Source organism: Acinetobacter bouvetii DSM 14964 = CIP 107468 (assembly GCF_000368865.1).
Taxonomy (GTDB): Bacteria; Pseudomonadota; Gammaproteobacteria; order Pseudomonadales; family Moraxellaceae; genus Acinetobacter; species Acinetobacter bouvetii.
In genome coordinates, this window is sequence record NZ_KB849727.1 from 63,285 (window position 1) to 83,447 (window position 20,163).

Annotated in this window: 17 protein-coding genes; 11 read left to right on the top strand and 6 right to left on the bottom strand. The window is 40.5% G+C overall.

Going from position 1 to position 20,163, the window contains the following annotated elements; translation table 11 throughout:
* Window positions 1-282 precede the first annotated feature (282 nt).
* The 3 genes from F941_RS07350 to F941_RS07360 all read left to right on the top strand — a co-directional run bounded on the left by F941_RS07350 (window position 283) and on the right by F941_RS07360 (window position 2,809).
* On the top strand, window positions 283-1,296 hold the full coding sequence (locus tag F941_RS07350) for a 3-oxoacyl-[acyl-carrier-protein] synthase III C-terminal domain-containing protein (RefSeq protein WP_005009626.1): 1,014 nt from the start codon (window positions 283-285) through the stop codon (window positions 1,294-1,296).
* 101 nt (window positions 1,297-1,397) lie between these two features.
* Window positions 1,398-1,841, top strand: a complete 444-nt coding sequence (locus F941_RS07355; protein WP_005009628.1) for an Sbal_3080 family lipoprotein — start codon at window positions 1,398-1,400, stop codon at window positions 1,839-1,841.
* 608 nt (window positions 1,842-2,449) lie between these two features.
* Complete coding sequence (locus F941_RS07360) at window positions 2,450-2,809, top strand: NirD/YgiW/YdeI family stress tolerance protein (RefSeq protein ID WP_005009631.1); 360 nt, start codon at window positions 2,450-2,452, stop codon at window positions 2,807-2,809.
* 121 nt (window positions 2,810-2,930) lie between these two features.
* Here F941_RS07360 and F941_RS07365 read toward each other — a convergent pair whose 3' ends face one another.
* A complete protein-coding gene (locus F941_RS07365) occupies window positions 2,931-4,133 on the bottom strand; it encodes an alpha/beta hydrolase family protein (RefSeq protein WP_005009632.1) in 1,203 nt (400 codons plus the stop codon).
* A 504-nt stretch (window positions 4,134-4,637) separates the two neighbouring features.
* The gene (locus tag F941_RS07370; RefSeq protein WP_005009634.1) at window positions 4,638-5,513 is read right to left on the bottom strand and encodes a YncE family protein; all 876 of its coding nucleotides are present in this window, start codon (window positions 5,511-5,513) and stop codon (window positions 4,638-4,640) included.
* Between the two features lie 622 nt (window positions 5,514-6,135).
* Between F941_RS07370 and F941_RS07375 the strand changes: the two genes are divergently transcribed.
* The 7 genes from F941_RS07375 (at window position 6,136) to F941_RS07410 (ending at window position 15,032) form a co-directional block, all read left to right on the top strand.
* The gene (locus F941_RS07375) at window positions 6,136-6,549 is read left to right on the top strand and encodes a hypothetical protein (RefSeq protein WP_005009640.1); all 414 of its coding nucleotides are present in this window, start codon (window positions 6,136-6,138) and stop codon (window positions 6,547-6,549) included.
* Between the two features lie 502 nt (window positions 6,550-7,051).
* Window positions 7,052-9,022, top strand: a complete 1,971-nt coding sequence (locus tag F941_RS07380) for a BCCT family transporter (RefSeq protein ID WP_005009642.1) — start codon at window positions 7,052-7,054, stop codon at window positions 9,020-9,022.
* 280 nt (window positions 9,023-9,302) lie between these two features.
* Complete coding sequence (locus F941_RS07385) at window positions 9,303-10,310, top strand: NAD-dependent epimerase/dehydratase family protein (RefSeq protein ID WP_005009644.1); 1,008 nt, start codon at window positions 9,303-9,305, stop codon at window positions 10,308-10,310.
* A 346-nt stretch (window positions 10,311-10,656) separates the two neighbouring features.
* Entirely contained in the window at window positions 10,657-12,051 is a 1,395-nt protein-coding gene (gene fumC, locus F941_RS07390) for a class II fumarate hydratase (RefSeq protein ID WP_005009645.1), read from the top strand.
* Between the two features lie 355 nt (window positions 12,052-12,406).
* Entirely contained in the window at window positions 12,407-13,333 is a 927-nt protein-coding gene (locus tag F941_RS07400; protein ID WP_005009647.1) for a phosphotransferase family protein, read from the top strand.
* Window positions 13,334-13,601: 268 nt separating this feature from the next.
* Window positions 13,602-14,093, top strand: a complete 492-nt coding sequence (locus tag F941_RS07405) for a hypothetical protein (RefSeq protein WP_005009648.1) — start codon at window positions 13,602-13,604, stop codon at window positions 14,091-14,093.
* A gap of 336 nt (window positions 14,094-14,429) precedes the next feature.
* Window positions 14,430-15,032, top strand: coding sequence for a nitroreductase family protein (locus F941_RS07410; RefSeq protein ID WP_005009651.1), 603 nt, complete (start codon window positions 14,430-14,432; stop codon window positions 15,030-15,032).
* A 159-nt stretch (window positions 15,033-15,191) separates the two neighbouring features.
* On the opposite strand, the gene F941_RS07415 is transcribed toward F941_RS07410, so the two are convergent.
* The 4 genes from F941_RS07415 to F941_RS07430 all read right to left on the bottom strand — a co-directional run bounded on the left by F941_RS07415 (window position 15,192) and on the right by F941_RS07430 (window position 18,812).
* Complete coding sequence (locus F941_RS07415; protein ID WP_005009653.1) at window positions 15,192-16,391, bottom strand: MFS transporter; 1,200 nt, start codon at window positions 16,389-16,391, stop codon at window positions 15,192-15,194.
* A complete protein-coding gene (locus F941_RS07420) occupies window positions 16,384-16,794 on the bottom strand; it encodes a MarR family winged helix-turn-helix transcriptional regulator (protein ID WP_005009655.1) in 411 nt (136 codons plus the stop codon). The genes F941_RS07415 and F941_RS07420 overlap by 8 nt, the downstream gene beginning before the upstream one ends.
* A 312-nt stretch (window positions 16,795-17,106) precedes the next feature.
* Window positions 17,107-17,661 carry a thermonuclease family protein gene (locus F941_RS07425; RefSeq protein WP_005009658.1) on the bottom strand — a complete coding sequence of 185 codons (555 nt, stop codon included), beginning with the start codon at window positions 17,659-17,661 and terminating at the stop codon, window positions 17,107-17,109.
* 233 nt (window positions 17,662-17,894) lie between these two features.
* The gene (locus F941_RS07430; RefSeq protein WP_005009660.1) at window positions 17,895-18,812 is read right to left on the bottom strand and encodes a LysR family transcriptional regulator; all 918 of its coding nucleotides are present in this window, start codon (window positions 18,810-18,812) and stop codon (window positions 17,895-17,897) included.
* Window positions 18,813-18,911: 99 nt separating this feature from the next.
* Between F941_RS07430 and F941_RS07435 the strand changes: the two genes are divergently transcribed.
* Window positions 18,912-20,153, top strand: a complete 1,242-nt coding sequence (locus F941_RS07435) for an acyl-CoA dehydrogenase family protein (protein ID WP_005009662.1) — start codon at window positions 18,912-18,914, stop codon at window positions 20,151-20,153.
* The last annotated feature ends 10 nt before the right edge of the window (window positions 20,154-20,163 follow it).

Sequence of the window (20,163 nt, forward strand, 5' to 3'; positions counted from 1 at the left end):
GGCGCAAGTTGGATGACGCGTCTAGGTTCATTTATGTGGCGCATTTCAGTTTGACGGCATTCAACGTCATTGTCTGAGCCCGATCCTATCATCCAGCAGCGATGCCATTGCACGGCAGCATCAATTTATATTTTAAACTGTACAAGGCGCCGTGCGAATTGCATATTTTTTTGAGTGTATTTTTATACTGGGTCATCTGTATGAGATTGGTTTTTAATACTTGAAAATTACTCTAAATTCGATATAAATAAATCTCAATTAATCAGAACCATAAGAAGTAAAATGAATATTATTTATGAAACTAAAGGGGGAGAAAAACCCTCTCTGAATATTGCTGCAGTGGATATTTATCATCCTGAAATGATCCGTGATAATGACTACTATCTTGAACGATTCAAAGAAAATGAGAAGATGCCGGAATTATTAAAAAAAGTGGGCCGGGATAAGAGATATGTAATAGGCGATGCTGAAGAAAATGCGCTTACCATGGCAATTAGCGCTGCAGAAAAAGTATTGAAAAAGCATAATATTCAGAATGGCGATATTGATATTATTATTTTCGCATCAACAACGCTGGAATACTTATCTCCAACCAATGCATTGTGGCTGCATTCAGCTTTAAAAATCAAAAAAGATTGTGTGTGTTTTGATGTCAATGCGAACTGTTTGGGTATGTTTCTAGCTTTAGAGCAGGCGTCAGTTTTACTTCAGTCTAAAGAGGCTTATAAGCGTGCTTTAGTGGTCGGTGCTGACCAATTGAGCAAGATTGGCAGTGAGGATACGCCAATCCCTTCAAGTATCGTCGGTGATGCTGCTGCTGCGCTTATTTTGGAAAAAACAGCAGATGAATCTGGATCAGGCATGATCGATCGCACCTATCAAACAGACAGCAGTTTCAAAGATACTATTGTTTGGCCTCCGAAGGGCTTTTCTTGCGGTGAGAGTGCAAATGAAAAAATTCATTGGGCTGCATTTAGCGGAATCGAAAGTGTAGAGTTTGCGGCCGAAGCGCTTGATGAATTATTAGATAAGCACAATCTGCAGCTGGAAGATATTTCATGCTTTTTGCTTTCTCAGTTTACAAAGATGAATATTGATATTCTTCAAGAGAAAAAGAATATCCCTTGGGAGAAAATTGAATATGTTGGGGATCAGTATGGGTATACAGGGGCGAATAGCCTATTTATAGCTTATGCAAGCAGGCTGAATAAGGGAATGCTTAAAAAAGGGGATCTTATTGTTTTGTGGACACTGGGTGCTGGATACCAAGCTGGGCTTATGCTGTGGAAGCTGTGATTCATAATATATTAAAAGCGCCTTAGGGTGCTTTTTCTGTTAGCTATATATACTTTTAATCATAAAATAAGTATTTTATCGCCTTGTTTTAAGGGGGTAACATGAAAAAATTATTAACATCAGGCGCACTTGCCATTGCGGTCACTGGCTGCACATCAATCCAAGTAAATAACAGTGAAGGCTTTCAACCTCAAAAGATTAAACAGATTTGCGTAATCACAAATCCTAAAGTCACTATAGACGGGTTTGATCAGTCTGTAGCGCGCAGTTTTGCTCGATATAAGATTAATGCGCGCTTCTATCCTGAAAACTCAAAACCGGCTTTCTGTGAAACAACAATGAATTATACAGCTTTGCGCTCTTGGGATTTTGTGACTTATATGAGCTACGCTAAGTTTACATTGATGAATGAAGGCCGAATTGTATCGGAAGCTGAATTCGCACTGAAAGGAAAAGGCGGCTTGGCTTTAAATAAATGGCGCAGCACCGATACTAAAATTGATGAACTGGTTGATCAGCTTGTTGGACAAAGGAAGCCGAGCTGATTCTAAAGAACTGACCGCCCGAGTGGCGGTTTTTTATTGCCTGCAGGAAAGTGATATGACCACACAAACCAGCCGTTAGTCATCGAAAGTGATTCGCGGAATGCTGCAGTATTAAATGTCATATGAAAGCATTTGTACGCGGTTATAGCGGCGCTGCTTATGCAAAGAAGAGTTGCAGTATAAAATTGGTGAATGCTTATAAAAGACTTTCAACTAAAAATTTGAATTATCTGGTTCGAGCTAAAAAGTATTCAATAATAAATTTTGCATAAATCCAACACATGAAAAATCCTGTTTTGATAGTGTAGAGTTTTAATTAAACATAGGCCTAAATATGAAAGCACTCGCGATTAAGTAAAGTAGCAGCAATTGAATTATCAGCGTGTCAAAAAAATGATCGCAATGATGAAAATAAGGAAGAAACGATAATACCTCATACCCTAGATAAAGATTGATATAAGCCTGCAATATGGGCTTTATATATGAAACCTTTTAAATTAATGCATTTTCTACACTTGAAAATGCGAGATAAAGTACCTAAGTATCAATTAAGCAATGAGTTGACTTATAAATTATTAATTTGAGAAGCCTAAAATGGAGTCGAATAAATGAAAAAATTACTTTTAGCTGCAATTACTGGTATTTCTTTATTGAGTGGTGCCGCATATGCGAAGTCAGATGCAGTAATTTTAAAAGAAGCTGAAAAAAATGTGGTCACCATTGCCCAAGCAAAAAAATTAGCTGATGAAACTGGCGTGACTTTAAAAGGAACAATCTCAAAACATATTTCAGGTGATGATTTTGAGCTTAAAGACTCAACAGGTACGATCATCTTAGATGTAGATGACGATCTATGGCGCCCTTTAAAATTAAAAGCTGGTGATCGTGTTCATGTTGTTGGTGAGGTTGATACTCATCGAGTAAAGCCTACAGATATTGATGTCATCCATATCGAACGAGTTAAGTAGATTTTATCTGAGCAATTTAAAGTCCAATTGATAAGCTGATGTATGAATCAAAGCCATTCTAGGTTTTTTAAGACTAGAATGGCTTTATTCTTGAGGGTTGCTAATCCTTCAATTTACAGCCTCATTTAGCGCTGCAGGTATTTACAGGTTTGCCTTGCTCAACGGAGTTGATAAAGTCCCCAATCAGGAATTCACTTTGTCTTAAAGAGTCACGATGATCTCCATTCTTGACAGGGTGAAACGCCATCGGCTTTCGCTCTTTACATACTTGTTGATAGTAAGCATAGGTTCCGCGGTAATCGACTAGCTGATCTTTATCGCCTTGTACAAGTAAAAGAGGCACATTGGGTGTCATATTATCAATAGACTGTTTTTTTAAATAATTTGTCAAAGGCGTCAAATTAGCATTAGATTTGAAAACAGTTTTAGGCGCTTCTTTTAGATCAGATTGCAATTCAGATAAGCAGCGTTTACGGGCATAGTCCAGGACTTTTTCCATTTCTGGGCTAACTAAATTTGTCGGTGTGATAGAGGGATCTGCCGCTTCGGCACCAAGAAGAACGATAGGAAAAAATGCCGCAACACTTGGATCAATTTTAGTTTGGGTTGCCACATATTCAGCAATTCCTTCATATTGATAGCCGCCTGGAGCCAGCGCAATTGCACCGCGCAGATTCAGCTCAGGAGCATCTTTCGGGCCAAATGCTGCAACAGCAAGAGATGCTGCACCACCTTGGCTATGGCCCATGACATACCAATTTTTACTGAATTGATAAGGCTTTAAAAGGTGGGTTGCGCGGACAGCATCCACTACAGTATGCAACTGGCTTTGTGCATTCATATAAGGATGCCCGCCAGGAGTGCCTAAGCCTTGATAATCAGGTGCAACAACGGCATAACCGCGCGCCAGCCACGCATTTAGCGCTTTGGCAGCTATTTGCTGATAGACATGAACGGGTCCGCCGGCAAAGTCATTAGAAGGCGCACAAGTATCTGCTACACCGGTTGTTCCATGAGCCCAAGCGAGGACTGGCCAGCCGCCCTTAGGCGCTTTTCCTTTAGGCAGTAAAATAAATCCTGAAGCCACGATTGGTTCAGACTGTACGCCGCGGCTGCGGTAATTGATTAAGAATCGCTGTGAGGCATTGGTAAATAAATCAGTATCTTGTGCTTGTATAGATAAGATTGTACCTGGCGCTTTAGCGGGAAGATCTAAGATTTGATTTGTACTGTTATTGGAGAGTGCAGGTGAGGCAATTGCGTATGTTGAACCTAAAAATATGCAGCTCACTGCTAATTTGAGAATAAAATGCTTAGTTTTCATCGTTGGCATTGACTCCTTTTTTATGTAATTTTAATGTATCAGCTTTATGCAGGTGCCTTAAATTAATTGCGAATAAAATTTGTAAATTAAATAAAAATAGATGCATAGCGTATTGTCTTTGCCTTAGGTTCTGCCAAATTTATAAATTGTATTTTGAACATTAGAACCTGGTTGGTGATTTTCCTGATTTTATATCAATGCATACAATCGTATTTTTTTTCTTCTTCTTCGCATACTTCTGATTAACCTCTAGCAGTACACAGTTTTATGCAAGAGCATTATTAACTCGGTTTAAAATTTTCAATCGAATAAATGTGCATAAACCGTATTTTTCATTTCAGGAGTTACGGCGTGAAAATGATTCAATTATTGGGAGCTTCTGCATGGTGATGATCTGGCCGTCAATTTGAACTGTATTTTAGAGCTAGACGTTCGTTCTAAGTGGTCTTTTAATAAAAAGTGGTTTAGAAATAAGGGTTTCTAAACCACACTCATCAAAATGTATTAATAAATAACCATACCTGTAAGTGATTCTCCGCCAGAATAAATCACATCTTTTTTAAGAGTATCTAAATTGATGCGATATACGCAGCCAGAAAGGTCCGAAACAAAAATATGAGAGTCCTTTAATACTAAGCCGATAGCTTCTTTGAAACCATTTGCCAGTATTTTATGATTTTCTAATCCTTCATCTGTAATGTTTGCACAATTTAAAGTGTTGCCATTGGGTTCACTGCCTCTGTCCGTCCAGTACAGAATTCGGTTTGCTCTATCTATCTCTAAATCAATTGGCTCTGGCAAATCAGAAAGCAATGTCAAAATATCACTGCGGTTTAAAGCATTTTCACCTAAAGGGATATTGAGGCCAGCCCGGAAAATCCTGCCTTTACCGCCTTTTTTAGGCCCTTTTTGTGTCCAATAAATATGGTCACGGTCTTTATCAATGGCTATGCCGACACACTGGTCGTGGCTATTCTTTGGATAGTTGGGGGAATCATCGCGTTCAACCAGTTTCTCCAGCTGGCTGCCATCGGTTTTTGCACGGCAGACGTTGGCGCCTTCACGGTCGCACCAGTATAAATACTGTGTTTTTAGGTCAAGTCGTAATTGTTTTGGAGTATATATTTGTCCATTGCCGATCAGCAGTTCTCTTGCACTGCCATCCAGATTTGAACGGTAGATTGCACCGTCAGGGTGGGAGAAGTCTTCGCCATTGCGGTTCGGCCCCATATCCGTCCAATACAAGTATCCATTGGCTTTATCCATCTGCAAGCCATCCGCATGGCCAGCTTGTTCAATGGTATATTCTATTTCACCACTGGAAGTATGAATGAAAATAATTTTTTGCTGAAGAATATCTAATACTGCCAGTTTTCCCACGTCTATTCCATTGTAAATATTTGTATATTATAAATTTAGCACTATATTGATGGTTTTCAAAACCATGAGATGGACCATGTAAAATGCTCTGAGTCATAGCTTCTGAGTTAAATTGGAAGTCTGCTGAATAAGTAAAAGCATATAGGCTATAAACATTTCATCATATTCTTTGCCCGAACCCCAATTGTAAAAGAATTCCGCAAATGGGTACGCGATGTACGTTTAAAATAAGTCCTGTAACAGCAAATCGATGCATGTGCAAAGCTCAATTCAGAGTAGCAAGCCTGATTTCTCAAAGAAATCATCTGACCGGCATTGTAAGACATACTATGTTTTGCCAAACATGGCGCAGAATACATAGCTCAGCATTCACGAAACTGAATCCTTAACTGATTTATATGCTGCACGGCCATATGCTCGAATTAAAAATACCTCCGCATAAACGATACAGATTGCTGAAGTAAAAATAGACCGCCTTTAGATGGTTCTTTAGTAAGTCGATAACAAATGAATATGGAAAAAGAGCCTAATACTAAATACGATATGAATAATAAATCGTTGATGAAATTTATAATTTCAGGTGATTTTTAAATATATATTAGGTTGAGAAAGGCAATCAGAGATGAAAAAAATAACTTTAGTGGGTTCAATAATCTTGGCTTTGTCTACAGCCGCGCTGAGTGCATTTGCCGCGCCTGTCAAACCCATTCAATTTGCGAAAGGCGCTATTGGCACTACCGTTGCAGGCTCATTTAAGGGTTATGATGATGTTCAGTACAGTTTGCGGGCTAAGGCGGGGCAGACTTTAAATTATAAGCTTACAAGTAATGGTAATCTTGCTCAAATTAACATATATGCTCCGGGTGATAAACCAGGTGCAGCAGAAGCTTTAGTGATTGGATCTGCAACAGGTACAGCAGGACAGCTCAAATTGCCAGAATCCGGCAATTATTTGATTCAGATCTATCAAATGCGAAATACTGCACGCAATAATAGAACAGTAAACTATAAATTGCATATGGGGGTAGACCGTTAAATCGGTCTGCGAAGAAGGAATGAGAAAAAACAGCTCAAGCTTGACTTGATCAACAGGCTAAGGCGATCCAGCTTGCTAGAAAAGGCCACCTTCGGGTGGTTTTTTTACAACTGTGCATTTAGAAAAATTTAGAAAAAATCATCAAATATCTGATAAAAATCACAATAAGATTTCAGAAAACACGTATGAATGTAAGATATTGATAAATAAAATAAAAATATAGATTTTATCTTGCTTTGATATGATCCTTAATTTGATTTATTGCTTAAAATTAAATTATGTATCTAAAAATATGATAACATGTACAGATTCTAAGCAGTGGCTTTGATTGAGTCAGGCTCACTTTTTTCATTTTATCTAGGCGAATATTTTAAATATTTGTCTAAAAATGAGAATAAAAGCGATAGCACTCATCACGACAAGCCTGTTTCTGTCCGCATCTAGCGGATATCTTTTTGATCAATTTAGATCTGTCTTACAAATAAAACGGAATAGGGAAGGTATGTCTTCATTGAAACCGTCATGGTATTCCAATGTGAATCCAAATGTATTTATCAGCACTGTTGTTATTATTGGTATTTTTATTGCCATTGTATTCTTGGCTCCCAATGCTTTTGACTTAATAACAAAACAGCTGAATCAATGGGTTACAGACTCATTTAGCTGGTTCTACGTATTATCCGTAGCAATCTTTTTAATTGTGCTTATTTATATTGCCTGTTCAAACATGGGCAAAATTAAACTGGGTTTAGATCATAGTCAGCCCAAATACAGCAACAGTTCATGGTTCGCCATGCTGTTTACTGCGGGTATGGGCATCGGTTTAATGTTTTTTGGCGTTGCAGAGCCAGTCATGCATTACGCTTCACCGCCTACAGGCGATCCTGAAACGATTCAATCTGCACAGCAAGCCATGCGCGTGACATTTTTCCATTGGGGCTTACATGCCTGGGCTATCTATACAATCGTTGGTTTAGCATTAGCTTACTTTGCCTATAGACACAATTTGCCTTTAAAAGTCCGTTCCGCTTTATATCCTTTAATTGGAAAAAGAATTTATGGCCCGATTGGTGATGGCGTAGATACCTTTGCGACGATTGGAACAGTATTTGGTGTTGCAACGACATTAGGCTTTGGCGTGACACAAATTAACTCAGGCCTTAATTATCTGTTTGGTATTGAATATTCGCTGACCACGCAGCTTATTTTAATTGTCATTGTCACAGGTATGGCTTCATTGTCCGTTTTTATGGGCCTGGATAAAGGCATTAAGCGGCTATCAGAAATTAACTTGGGATTAGCCTTAATCCTGCTGCTGTTTGTATTTTTTGCTGGCTCAACCATCTTTATATTGCAAACCACCATACAAAATGCAGGTCAATATTTTTCAAATTTGTTCAATATGACCTTTAACTTATATGCCTATCAATCGAATGGCTGGATTGGCGGCTGGACCATTATGTACTGGGCGTGGTGGATTTCATGGTCGCCATTTGTGGGCATGTTCATTGCACGAGTCTCTGAAGGCCGCACGATCCGCGAGTTTATTGTGGGGGTTTTACTCATTCCGACCGGCTTTACCCTTATCTGGATGGGGGTTATGGGGAATGCCGCGCTATACAGCATTTTAAATGAAGCAAATACCTCACTGATTACTGCAGTACAGCGAGACTCGTCTGTTGCTCTCTTTGAGTTTTTAAATACATTACCCTTCTCTGGCGTCATGAGTTTTGTGGCGACTATTTTGGTCATGCTCTTCTTCGTGACATCTGCAGACTCGGGCGCTTTAGTCACAGATTATTTAACGGCTAAATCGGAAAACTCTCCAGCATGGCAGCGGCTTTTTTGGACATGCTTAATGGCTGTGCTCGCCATTGTTCTGTTATTTGCAGGCGGTTTAGGCGCACTGCAATCAGCAACAATGCTAAGCGCATTGCCATTTACCTTTGTAATGTTGCTGATTTGCTGGGGTTTGGTGAAAGCCTTGCACTTAGACGCGACTAAAATGCAGGCCTTGCAAGAAGCGCGCATTACCCCAAGAGCAATCCAAAACCCGAGAAGCTGGCAGCAGCGTTTAGGGCTTATCATGCATTATCCGCATACGCGTGAAGAGGTTGAACAGTATATTGATCAAACTGTAAGGCAAGCATTTTCAAATTTGCAGAAAGAGTTTAAACGCCGCCATTTAGATGTATCTATTCATAATATTGATGCTGGCTTGCAGCTGAGAGTCAATCATAAGGATGAAATGAACTTTATTTATCAAGTAGTTGCGCAGGAAAAGAAGACACCAAGCTTCATGATGGATCCGAAAGAAATACTGCATGATTATCAGGCCGAGGTATTCTTAAGAGAAGGCGGCCAGAATTACGATATTATTGATTGGACACAAGAAGACCTCTTGCAAGATATCATTGATCAATACGAGAGGCATCTCCACTTTTTAAATTTAGTCCGGACAAAGAATGCATAAGCTTTCTTGAGCGGCATCAAAAAACCGCCATATGGCGGTTTTTTGATGCCGAAATCAAAGTATTTTTTGTCATAAACAAAATACAGTTGATAACCATAACTGCACACAGGCGATATTCTAAAGCTATAAGATGAAACTATAACGCTCTTGCGTATTGGCCGACTCAAGATAAATTATGAGCCGGTTTTTTGCTTTTAATATCTGTAGATAAGTAGGGGGTAACGCAAAATTTACACCAATTGGATGTAAATACTTGATAAATATAAGGAGTACCTAAACAATGATTTTAGTGACTGGTGGATTAGGCTTTTTAGGCTCGCACATTGCTTTAAATCTGTTGGCACAAGGACAAGAAGTCATTATTGTCGATAATTTATCAAATTCTAATTTGCAGATTTTAGAACGCCTTGAATACATTTCTGGCATGTATGTGCCATTTGTTAAAATTGATATCCGCAATACGCCTGCATTAAACAAAGTGTTCGAGCAGTATTCAATCCGTGCCGTCGTACACGCAGCAGGGTTTAAATCACTAGAAGAGTCGGTGCTGAAACCGCTGGAATATTATAATGATAATGTCAGCTGTATTATGAGCTTAATGCGCGCCATGCAGCGTACAGGAGTGCGGAATTTGGTGAACCTGTCCAGTTTAGCCGTATATGGACAGTCTTCAGCGGATCTCAAAGAAGATATGCCATTTCATTATGCCTATCCAAATCCCTATGTTAAATCACAGCAGATGGTTGAGGAAATTATCCAGGATACAGCGCGTACAGACAATGAATGGAAAATTGCTATTTTGCGCTTAAGCAATATTGCTGGCGCATTTGAACATGGTGTTTTAGGGGAGTTCATTGCGCCTCTGCCAAAAAATATTGTACCTCTAGCCATGCAGGTGGGGGCGCTGCAGCGCGAATTTATAGAATTGCGCAAGCAGGCCAACACGGCAGACCATACCGCAGAGCGCAGTTTTTTGCATGTTTTGGATGCCTGTAAGGCTGTTTTATTGGCGCTGAATTGGCTAGATACCCAAGAGCATACCTGTGAAGCGTTTAATATTTCCGGTGAATTGATTTCGATTCAAAAACTCTTGGACCTCATTGCTGAAGTCACTTACAGTCCGATTAAAACTATTGATGCGCCATATTACCCTTATGCTGAATTTGACCAGCTGGGAAGCCATTCGGAAAAAGCGAAAGAAATACTGAATTGGGCGCCAGAGCATAGTTTGAAAAAAACTTTAGAAGATGAATGGCGGTTTTATCAAATGACTTTACGCGGGCAATAAGCTGTTACGGCGTTCAGGGCATATTATTGGCTTATTTGCGTTTAATCAAAAATTTACAGAAGCGGCATGAAGAGGCCGGCTGCAGGTGGATATGGGTAACATGACTCTGAAGCGGCCGGTTTTTGCAAAATATAAATAGTGCTATGGCTGGATAAATCCTCAGAAAAAGCATAAAAAGATAAGTACAGCTGATTCAAAAGATGAATAAGCGTCATTTGAATTCACAGTATTTATTGAAAATAATTATCATTTACAATTGTTTCAATCTTGCATAAACTGCAGGAAATAGCCAAAGCAAGCTGTTTTTGCCAGAGCCAGGTCTTAAACAAGGAAATGAGGTTGCAACATGCAAACACGTATTGAACACGACACAATGGGTGAAGTGGAAGTGCCAAGCGAAGCAATGTGGGGCGCACAAACACAGCGCAGTCTGCAAAATTTTAAGATTGGCGGTGAACGGCTGCCGCGCCCTATGATCCGCGCAATGGGGCTGGTAAAAAAAGCGGCCGCGATGACCAACGCAGAATTAAATCAGATTCCTCAAGAATTATCGCAGTATATTGTGGGCGCTGCTGAAGAAGTAATTTCAGGGCAATGGGATTCACAGTTTCCACTCGTGGTTTGGCAAACGGGTTCAGGTACGCAAAGCAATATGAACTGCAATGAAGTGATTGCCAATATTGCCAACCAAAAGCTGGGCAATCCGCTCGGTTCGCAAAAGCCCGTACATCCTAATGACCATGTAAACCGTGCGCAATCGACAAACGATTCATTTCCAACGGCTATTCATGTGGCGGCCAGCCTGCAAATCAATGAATTACTGATTCCTGCAGTAGAACAGCTGCGCAATACTTTGGATGCAAAATCTAAAGCGTTTTCAGATATTGTCAAAATTGGCCGTACCCATTTGCAAGATGCAACGCCTTTAACCTTAGGGCAAGAATTCAGCGGCTATGTTTCTCAGTTAGATCATGGCTTAAAGCGATTGCACCAAGCCTTGTCAGGCCTTTATGAGTTGCCGCTCGGCGGTACGGCTGTCGGTACAGGTTTAAATGCGCATCCTGATTATGCAGTAAAAGCTGCAGAGCAGCTTGGCAGTTTGACAGGTCTGCCATTTGTGACTGCGCCAAATAAATTTGAAGCTTTGGCGGGCCGGGATGCTGCTGTGTTTGCTTCTGGCGCGCTAAAAACATTGGCGGCCAGCTTAAATAAAATAGCCAATGATATCCGCTGGCTGGCTAGCGGACCGCGCTGCGGTTTTGGCGAACTGCGCATTCCTGAAAATGAACCGGGTTCGAGCATTATGCCGGGCAAGGTCAATCCAACGCAGAGTGAAGCCATGACAATGGTGGTTGCGCAAGTGATGGGCAATGATACAACCATCAATATCGCAGGCGCTTCGGGCAATTTTGAATTAAACGTATTTATGCCTGTAATTGCCTTTAACCTGCTGCAGTCTATCCAATTGTTAGGTGATGCATGCAATAGCTTTAATGATCATTGCGCTATAGGCATTGAGCCGAACCGTGAAAAAATTGATCATTTCCTGCATGATTCTTTAATGCTGGTGACCGCATTAAACCCTGTAATTGGCTATGAAAATGCAGCCAAGGTGGCAAAGACGGCCTATAAAGAAGGCAAGACTTTAAAACAAGTTGCGGTAGAGCTTGGACTGGTGACTGAGCAGCAATTTGATGAAGTGGTCCGCCCAGAACAAATGGTTTCAGCAAATGCGAAATAAAAAGGTGCAAATAATATCGGATGAAGTCCAATGTGAATATCTTTTGATTTGATATATTGGCTTTAATGGATGTTCGATCATCATATTGAAGAAAAGACATTATCTCCAAGCTTTATTAACGTACTTTTTTCCGTATTCTATTATTGGGTAATAAAATATCAAATACTAAAAAACTGGCTTAGAAATAAGCCGGTTTTTTAGTATTTCTTGAAGCTGGAGGAATTTTACAACGATTTGAATTTGATTTTTGCATAACGGCTCATACGTGAAATGTAAAAATAAAATATTCATAAATATAGGAAGTTGTATTGCTTTAGAATAGTTTTTATTAACAGTATTGAACTCATTGGGAAGCATGAAAGATTTATCTGATTTAAAGAATAGGATTCAGACAACAGAATTAAAGCTAGTCACACAAAGAAATGGATCTTCTGTATATGAAGGGTATTCCCCTCAAGGAAAAGTCTTTATCAAGATAACTGAAAACAAGACTGCTAATGACCGTTACTTTGAAATATTAGAAGCCCTCACAGATTTTCCGCTAACCCCAAATGTATTGGATCAATTTGAATGGAAAGGCTTGTCTGTGATTAGCATGACTGCTATTGAAGGCATGCAAGCTGATCAAGCATTGCAAAATTGCACGCAGGCGCAAAAAAATGCTTTATTTTATGACATAGGTTTAGCTCTTGGCGATCTTCATCATAAAATCCCGCAAACTGATTTATTGAATATGAAATTTTGGAAAGATCGAGATGGCCTATCAACGCATTCCGCATTATGGAATAAACAGTTAGATTTAATGATCTCAAAATGGGTCACTCGTATTAATCCATTATCATCTGATTATCAAGAATTTAGTTCCCAACTGGATGAATTGTGCCAATATGATACAGCCTTGTGTGAGCCAGCACAGCTTACTTTACTGCACTGTGACTATATCGGGCGCAACATTCTTGTGGGCAATGATAATCGAATTTCAGGGGTTATCGACTTTGAAGCAGCCCGCATAGGGGACCCTATCTATGATTTAGCGAAAATCGTTTGGGTAAACATTGATTTTTCTGAACTAGGCTTGAGAAATGCCGTTTTAGAGGGCTGGGAATGTACATATAAGCAGACAGTGCCTAAACGAAAATTTTTATACTATGTTGGTATTCAATGCCTTGCCGCAATTGCTTGGACGGATACCCATTGTTCTTCTGATGGTACTGATCCTATTTTTCGCACTTCAGCGATTCGGACATTAAAGATGGTGCTGAATGAACTACATGCGCTGTAATTTAGCGCTAGTCAGTGTTGTTTAAAACCGAAAAGCAAAATATATAGAGGTGAGAGAAAAAAAATTGTGGGCGGAATTGATGTTGTAAGGCTCAGTTGGTTATAGTTTATATCCACATAATTTTTTATATTTCAAGTGGCTTTGAATAAACTGTCAAAATTGTTAGAATACATTTCTCCCACTGTTTCGATTTTGGTTTTATTTTGCATTCATTATGCGAGGTAAATAATAAAACGATACAAAACAGTATTTTATATAAGGTTTTTCAATGTTCGAAATTTATTTAACAGATGTTCAAAAGAAAGTTCAATTTAAGGATTATCCGGGTGAACATCCTGTTAAATTTGTCTTAAATTTTAAGAAAATTTTTCCAAGCGTTATGGAGCTGATGCTTCCAGTGCTGCCAGAGAATGAAAACTTGGAAGAAATGACTTGGGAATCGACCACCAAGGATTTTGAAGTTTTCAAATTGCTGCTCAGCGGATGGGGCGTAATTGAATTGCGTTTAAATGCGATTGCGCAGTACAAAGACCGAAAATATGCTGACAATTTAGTGAAGCAGGCGCAGCAAAAGCGTAAAGATTTTTCTAAAATGCATTCGATGCTGTCTACGGTAGATTTAGATTATTTATTTATGCACGAAGTGCATGGCTTGATTGATGCAGAATTGGTCGAACTTGGCGAGAAATTCTATTTGCCGGTGCTGCGTGATCTGTGGAAAGGCAAAGTGTCTGCGAAAGTGCTGCAGGCAACGTTCTAATTGATTGAACTTCAGTTCGCATATCCAATGCAGCATTTGGAATCTCTCTGCTTTTTTTAGTGAAGCATTGGATTAAAAAATGTCCTGATCAAATCCTCCAATATCTGGGGGATTTTTTATATCGTTTATGCTGATATTGCATAAGCTTAGTGGAAAATATGCTTTAAAAATTTATCAAATGGTTAAGAATCCTTCTTTTTCAGCTGGAATCTGGAATTGATATTGCATAAGGTTAAGTGTTTTATCAGCGGCCTTGCTGCGCAATCTCAATATTTAATCAGATGTGCAGTTTAGAGAGCCGCTTTCATTATGAATGGCAATGCCCAGGAAATATTTATGTCAAATCAGTTTTTAGATCAAATTACACAGCGCCGTACAATTTATGCCATTGGCAAAAATGCAGCGCACACACCGGAACATTTAACTGATTTGATTCAAACTGCAATTAAGCAAAGCCCTTCTTCATTTAACTCTCAGTCATCCCGTGCGGTCATTTTATTTAATGGCGAAAGCGAAAAGTTCTGGGGCTTGGTTGCAGATAAATTAAAATCTTATGCCAAAGATGAAGAAAGCGCCGCAAAAACCACTGCGAAAATGGCAAGCTTTGCGGCCGGTGTAGGCACTGTATTGTTCTTTGAAGATATGGATGTGGTGAAAGGTTTGCAGGAACAGTTTCCATCATATGCAGAAAACTTCCCTGTTTGGGCAGAACATTCAACGGCAATTGCTCAATTCGCTGTATGGACAGCCCTGCATACAGAGGGTTTAGGCGCTTCGCTGCAGCATTACAACCCAATTGTAGATGCTGAAGTACATGCAGAATGGGATATTCCGGCAAACTGGAAATTACGTGCTCAGCTGGTCTTTGGCTCTGTAGAAGGTGAAGCCAAAGCCAAAACTTATATGGATGATGCTGCGCGTTTTAAAGTATTTAAGTAATACTAAAAAAACAGGATCATCATCAGCGCTTTCAATTTGAATATTGGTGCGCGTGATGTATTCGTTCCGCCGATTTTTTCACAAAAAAATGGGCTTATCCCGTTAGAATACCGCCGGCATTTTAGCCGGCGGTATTCGGTGAAAAGACGCTAAGACAGCTTAAGCACTTGGTTTTACATGACGTCCATGCAGCAGGAAATACACCGCAATACAAGCAAAGGCGGCAAGAGCGCTGTATAGATACAGTTCTGAATAGCCAATATAATCTAAAGATTTGCCAATAAAGTAGGGGCCAAAGCCTAGGCCAGCATCTAAGAAAATAAAGAACGTTGAAGTCGCAAAGCCCATGCGCTCGATACTGGTGCTTTTAACAGCAATGGTTTGGCAAACCGATTGAATATTGCCATAGCCGAAGCCCAGTAACGCTGCGCAAAGTAAAAGCCCCCAAGCGCTGTTCGCTGTGCTGAGTAAAATCAGAGCGATGCCCATAAGCACGAATGCAGGATACATAATGATATTGGCGCCTTTGCGGTCCATGAGCGGGCCAGTAATTGGGCGGGAAATCAAGATTGCAATTGCATAGGTCAGAAAGAAAAAAGAGGCCGTTTCAACCAAGTCAATTTTTTTGGCGTAAAAGTTAATGAACGACAATACACCTGAATAACAGATGGAAGCCAGCAGCATAATAATGGAAATAGGCAACGCATTGGGTTCTATAAAGCGAGACATTAAGCTGGTTTTTGCCCGTTGGACAGCATCTTCTTTGACTGGCGCTGCTTCAGTTTGCGGCAAATTCGGTATTTGAATCAATAAGGCAACAATCAGGCAGCTGGCAGCAATAATACTGGACACAATGAAGATTGCATTATAGCCAATGTGCAGCATCATCCAGATTGCAAGAAATGGACCAATAGCCGTTCCCAGCGTGCTGCTCATGCTGTAATAGCCAATGCCTTCACCGCGCCGCGCTGGCGGTAAAATTTGTGCAATGATGGTGCCCAAGACAGAAGACGCGATACCCATCATAAAGCCATGCATAAACCGTACAAGCAGCAGCATGCCTACGTCAAAATGAATGAAATACATGAAAGAAAAAACTAAGAAGCCGATCAGGCCTGCAACTAAGGTAGTTTTTCGGCCAAAATGCTCTAGAAATTGGCCAACCAGCAGACGGCCGACCAATGTGCCGACAATAAATAAGCCGGAAATAAGGCCTGCCTGAGCCGTTGTTGCTTCTAATTCAGCAACGGCATAACCGACAATAACCACAACCAAAAGATAAAATATTAATACCAATTGGAAGTTAATCGAACTGACCAGAACAAAATTTCTTGTCCACAGCGGGGCTTGATCATTCATGGTTTGTACCCGCTTTAGAAGCCTCAAGCGCATTGCTGATTTGGTGAAGAACCTGCACGCTGCGTAAAATTTCCTGCTGATTTAAATGCTGAATCAGCTGCTGTTCAAATTGATCTATTTCTGCTGCGCATTGCAAATACATTTTTTGTCCCGAAGGGCTGAGAACCAGCTTTTTCTGGCGTCTATCTTCAGTTTGCACCTGAGATACAATGTTTAGCTGAGCCAGTATCTGCGTGCGTTTTGCAATAGAAGGCTTAGATACATTCAAGTATTCAGCGATTTCTATGGACGTGCAGCCTTGCTTTTCCTGAATGACAAACATGACTTGCCACAGGGAATAATTAAGCTGGTAAGGGAGCAATATGGTATTCACTTCATCGCTGAACATGCGCGCGCAGCGCATGAGGGAAGCGCGGAAGCCTAATCTTGAATTCATTGTAGTTAACTAGGGTAACTAATTTATTGAAACTGTACGCTGATTAAAAATAATATTCAAGATAATAAAAGGGGATTGCAGTACTAAAAATACATTAAATATTAAAAAATCGATGTAGCTGTTTCAGCAGAACGACAATGCAAGCGTACAGAAGCTGATGCAGCCGAAATGATAAAAATGCTGCAAACGTGACGGGCTAAATTAATCAGGCTGGGTGAAAATGTCCTGATAAAAATAGCCCGAAATGCATGGCAGGCGGGCTGTAAGGCTTTGCAGCTTTTACTTATTCAATTTCCGATATTCTTTAGGGCGCATTGGACGGCTATCTTTCCACAGGCCTTTCTTTTGCTTTTTGGCTGTATCCTGCAAGGACTTCATGTGCTGCAGCTGTTTTTTATCGCGAATATATTCTTCATAGACCCATGCAGCGCCGCGTTTGACCATTTCTTCATTTACATTGCGCCGATAGCGGTAAATCACGCCGACACATCGTCCATAACGGTCAATATCAGTAATTTTCACCCTCACCAGCTTTTTATACACCATAGTTTTAACGACACGCTGTGATTCTTTGCCATAACTTTGTGTTGATTCAGGGGCATCCACATAGGCAAAACGCAGTTTCGTTTGCGATCTGCGGACATTCAGCCGTGTGCAGGTCAGGGTATCGCCATCACTGACTGCGATGACGCGGCACCAGTAAGATTTGCCTTTTTTGAATGGACGGAAAAGCTCAGTCAGGAAAACGTAAAGTTTATGAAATAGAAATAGAGCGATGAGGCACAGTGCGATGCCTAGGCCAATAAGCCAGCCGGGTGATAAATTTTCGAGCATAAAAAAAGCTGCTGAATTTATTGATCCGTATCAAATAAATTCAGCAAAAGTTGGAGCTGTTAAGAAACATTATTGTAAAGGAAACGTGATGCATTGATGGGCTAAATAAACAGCTAACGATTTAAAATTAAATATTAATCAATGTTTTGGTTGAATTTTATCCGGGAGGCTGATTTTAAAACTGACAGGAATCAAATAGCCTAAGCAATCCTTAATCATGCAATTAAAATAGCCTAAGCAAAAATTTTTATAATTTCGCTTCGCAAAAAATGATGACGCTCATTTTTCTCAATATCATTATGCCAATAAATACCCATCGTAATTTTCGGAAGTTCAACGGGAACTTCAAAAATATTTAAGCAATCGGCAACTTGTAAATTCGCTAAAAGATTTTTGGGGATGGTCAAAACAGCGCTGGGCTGCTGAACTAAAATTTGCAAAGCGGTTGAATAATGCTGGCAGCGCAAAATAACTTGCCGCGACAGCTGTTTGCGGTGAAGGAAAATATCTTCTACCAATACGCCTGTACGCCGTGATGAAACGCCAATATGCTTGGAAGAAAGATAGAGGGCTTCATTCATTTCTGACTGCTGAGAACAAACAACAAAATAATCTTGCTGCAATTTTTGAAATTGAATTTTTTCACCAAAGTTTTGTTCTAAATCAATGACAAAATCAATTTGCTGGGAGGCCAGATCGGCTGCAATATTTTTACGGTCCAATTTGATGCTGGACAGCTGAATATTGAATTGGCTTTGCTGAAAATGTTCAACAAGCTTGGGAAAAATCAGCGGTTCAATTTCATCATGCAGGGCAATTTTTAGGCTTTGCACCATGCTGGGATCAAAGCTTTGATTTTGCATCGAGACGTTTTGAATGGCGTACAAGGCGTCTTTAATCGAAAAGTAAATCTGTTCAGAGAAAGGCGTTGGAAGCATTTTGCTGCCTGCACGGACGAACAGATCATCCTGCAAGTGCTGCCGCAGGCGCTGCAACGCATGGCTGGCTGCAGATTGCGTAATGCAGAGGATTTGAGCTGCTTTAGAAATGCTTTTCTGTTCATAAACAGCAATGAACAGCGGGTATAAATTGATGTCGATACGGTGAAAAACACCCAGATCCATTTGGTTCTTGCTATGAATTGTATTCATATTGAATTATAAAATTAAATCATTTTATTCATAATAGTTTTCAGGTTATGGTGTTGTAAATAGCGAATTACACAATATTTAAAATAAAAGGATCATGCCATGTTTGAGTTATCAGCACGCGCACAGGATTATATTGAAAGAACCAAGGCATTCATTAAAAATGAAATTGAACCTGTTGAAACAGATTTCTGGCATAAAGTCCATGAACTGAATCAAGGCGGAGACTGGACCAAGTGGCAATGGCCCGCAGAGCTTGAAGTATTAAAAGCCAAAGCCAAAGCTGCCGGCCTTTGGAATATGTTTTTGCCGTGCCCTGAACTGGGTCAAGGCTTATCTGTTCAAGAATATGCGCATATTGCTGAACTTTCTGGACGCAGCTTGATTGCGCCTACAGTGTTTAACTGCAATGCACCGGACAGCGGCAATATGGAAGTAATTTGGCGCTACGGCACAGAAGCTCAAAAAGAGCAGTGGCTGAAACCGCTTTTGGACGGGAAAATCCGTTCCGTATTCTGTATGACAGAACCTGCTGTGGCTTCTTCAGATGCAACAAATATGGAAGCAACGGCAGTTGTCGACGGTGATGAAATTGTTTTGAATGGCCGTAAATGGTGGTCTTCTGGTTTAGGCGATCCTAATGCCAAAATCATCATCTTTATGGCGCATACGCCAGATGAAACCAAAGACCGTCATCATCAGCATTCTATGGTGCTGGTTCCTGTCGATACTGCAGGTGTGAAAATTGAACGCATGCTGCCGGTATTTGGCGATTACGATGCGCCGCATGGTCACGGCGAAATCAGTTTTAACAATGTCCGTGTGCCAGTGGCAAACTTTATTGGCGGTGCAGGCCAAGGTTTTGAAATTGCTCAAGGACGCTTGGGCCCAGGCCGTATTCATCATTGCATGCGCTGTATTGGCGCGGCGGAAAAGTCACTAGAATTGATGATTGACCGGGGCATGAGCCGCACTGCATTTGGTAAAGAAATTTTGAAATTAGGCGGTAATTTGGAACGGGTTGCCGAAGCGCGTGTCGCTATTGACCAAGCGCGTCTTTTAACGCTGTACGCTGCCTATAAAATGGATACTTTGGGAAATATGGCAGCGTTGACAGAAATCTCTGCCATTAAAGTGGTTGCGCCAAGCGTGTTGGAAAAAGTCGTGGATATGGCGATTCAAATTCACGGCGGTGCAGGCGTTTCCCGTGATACGCCATTAACCGGTTTCTTTGCGCAGGCGCGTTCACTGCGTTTGGCTGATGGTCCGGATGAAGTGCATAAAGGCATGATTGCTAAACTTGAACTTGCCAAACGCGGCTACAGTTCACGCCGCAAGAAATAGCGATTGCGTA

Coding starts and splice junctions, on each gene's coding strand:
- F941_RS07350 (WP_005009626.1), top strand. CDS start 283: ATGAATATTATTTATGAAACTAAAGGGGGAGAAAAACCCTCTCTGAAT.
- F941_RS07355 (WP_005009628.1), top strand. CDS start 1,398: ATGAAAAAATTATTAACATCAGGCGCACTTGCCATTGCGGTCACTGGC.
- F941_RS07360 (WP_005009631.1), top strand. CDS start 2,450: ATGAAAAAATTACTTTTAGCTGCAATTACTGGTATTTCTTTATTGAGT.
- F941_RS07365 (WP_005009632.1), bottom strand. CDS start 4,133: ATGAAAACTAAGCATTTTATTCTCAAATTAGCAGTGAGCTGCATATTT.
- F941_RS07375 (WP_005009640.1), top strand. CDS start 6,136: ATGAAAAAAATAACTTTAGTGGGTTCAATAATCTTGGCTTTGTCTACA.
- F941_RS07380 (WP_005009642.1), top strand. CDS start 7,052: ATGTCTTCATTGAAACCGTCATGGTATTCCAATGTGAATCCAAATGTA.
- F941_RS07385 (WP_005009644.1), top strand. CDS start 9,303: ATGATTTTAGTGACTGGTGGATTAGGCTTTTTAGGCTCGCACATTGCT.
- fumC (WP_005009645.1), top strand. CDS start 10,657: ATGCAAACACGTATTGAACACGACACAATGGGTGAAGTGGAAGTGCCA.
- F941_RS07400 (WP_005009647.1), top strand. CDS start 12,407: ATGAAAGATTTATCTGATTTAAAGAATAGGATTCAGACAACAGAATTA.
- F941_RS07405 (WP_005009648.1), top strand. CDS start 13,602: ATGTTCGAAATTTATTTAACAGATGTTCAAAAGAAAGTTCAATTTAAG.
- F941_RS07410 (WP_005009651.1), top strand. CDS start 14,430: ATGTCAAATCAGTTTTTAGATCAAATTACACAGCGCCGTACAATTTAT.
- F941_RS07415 (WP_005009653.1), bottom strand. CDS start 16,391: ATGAATGATCAAGCCCCGCTGTGGACAAGAAATTTTGTTCTGGTCAGT.
- F941_RS07420 (WP_005009655.1), bottom strand. CDS start 16,794: ATGCGCTGCGCGCGCATGTTCAGCGATGAAGTGAATACCATATTGCTC.
- F941_RS07425 (WP_005009658.1), bottom strand. CDS start 17,661: ATGCTCGAAAATTTATCACCCGGCTGGCTTATTGGCCTAGGCATCGCA.
- F941_RS07430 (WP_005009660.1), bottom strand. CDS start 18,812: ATGAATACAATTCATAGCAAGAACCAAATGGATCTGGGTGTTTTTCAC.
- F941_RS07435 (WP_005009662.1), top strand. CDS start 18,912: ATGTTTGAGTTATCAGCACGCGCACAGGATTATATTGAAAGAACCAAG.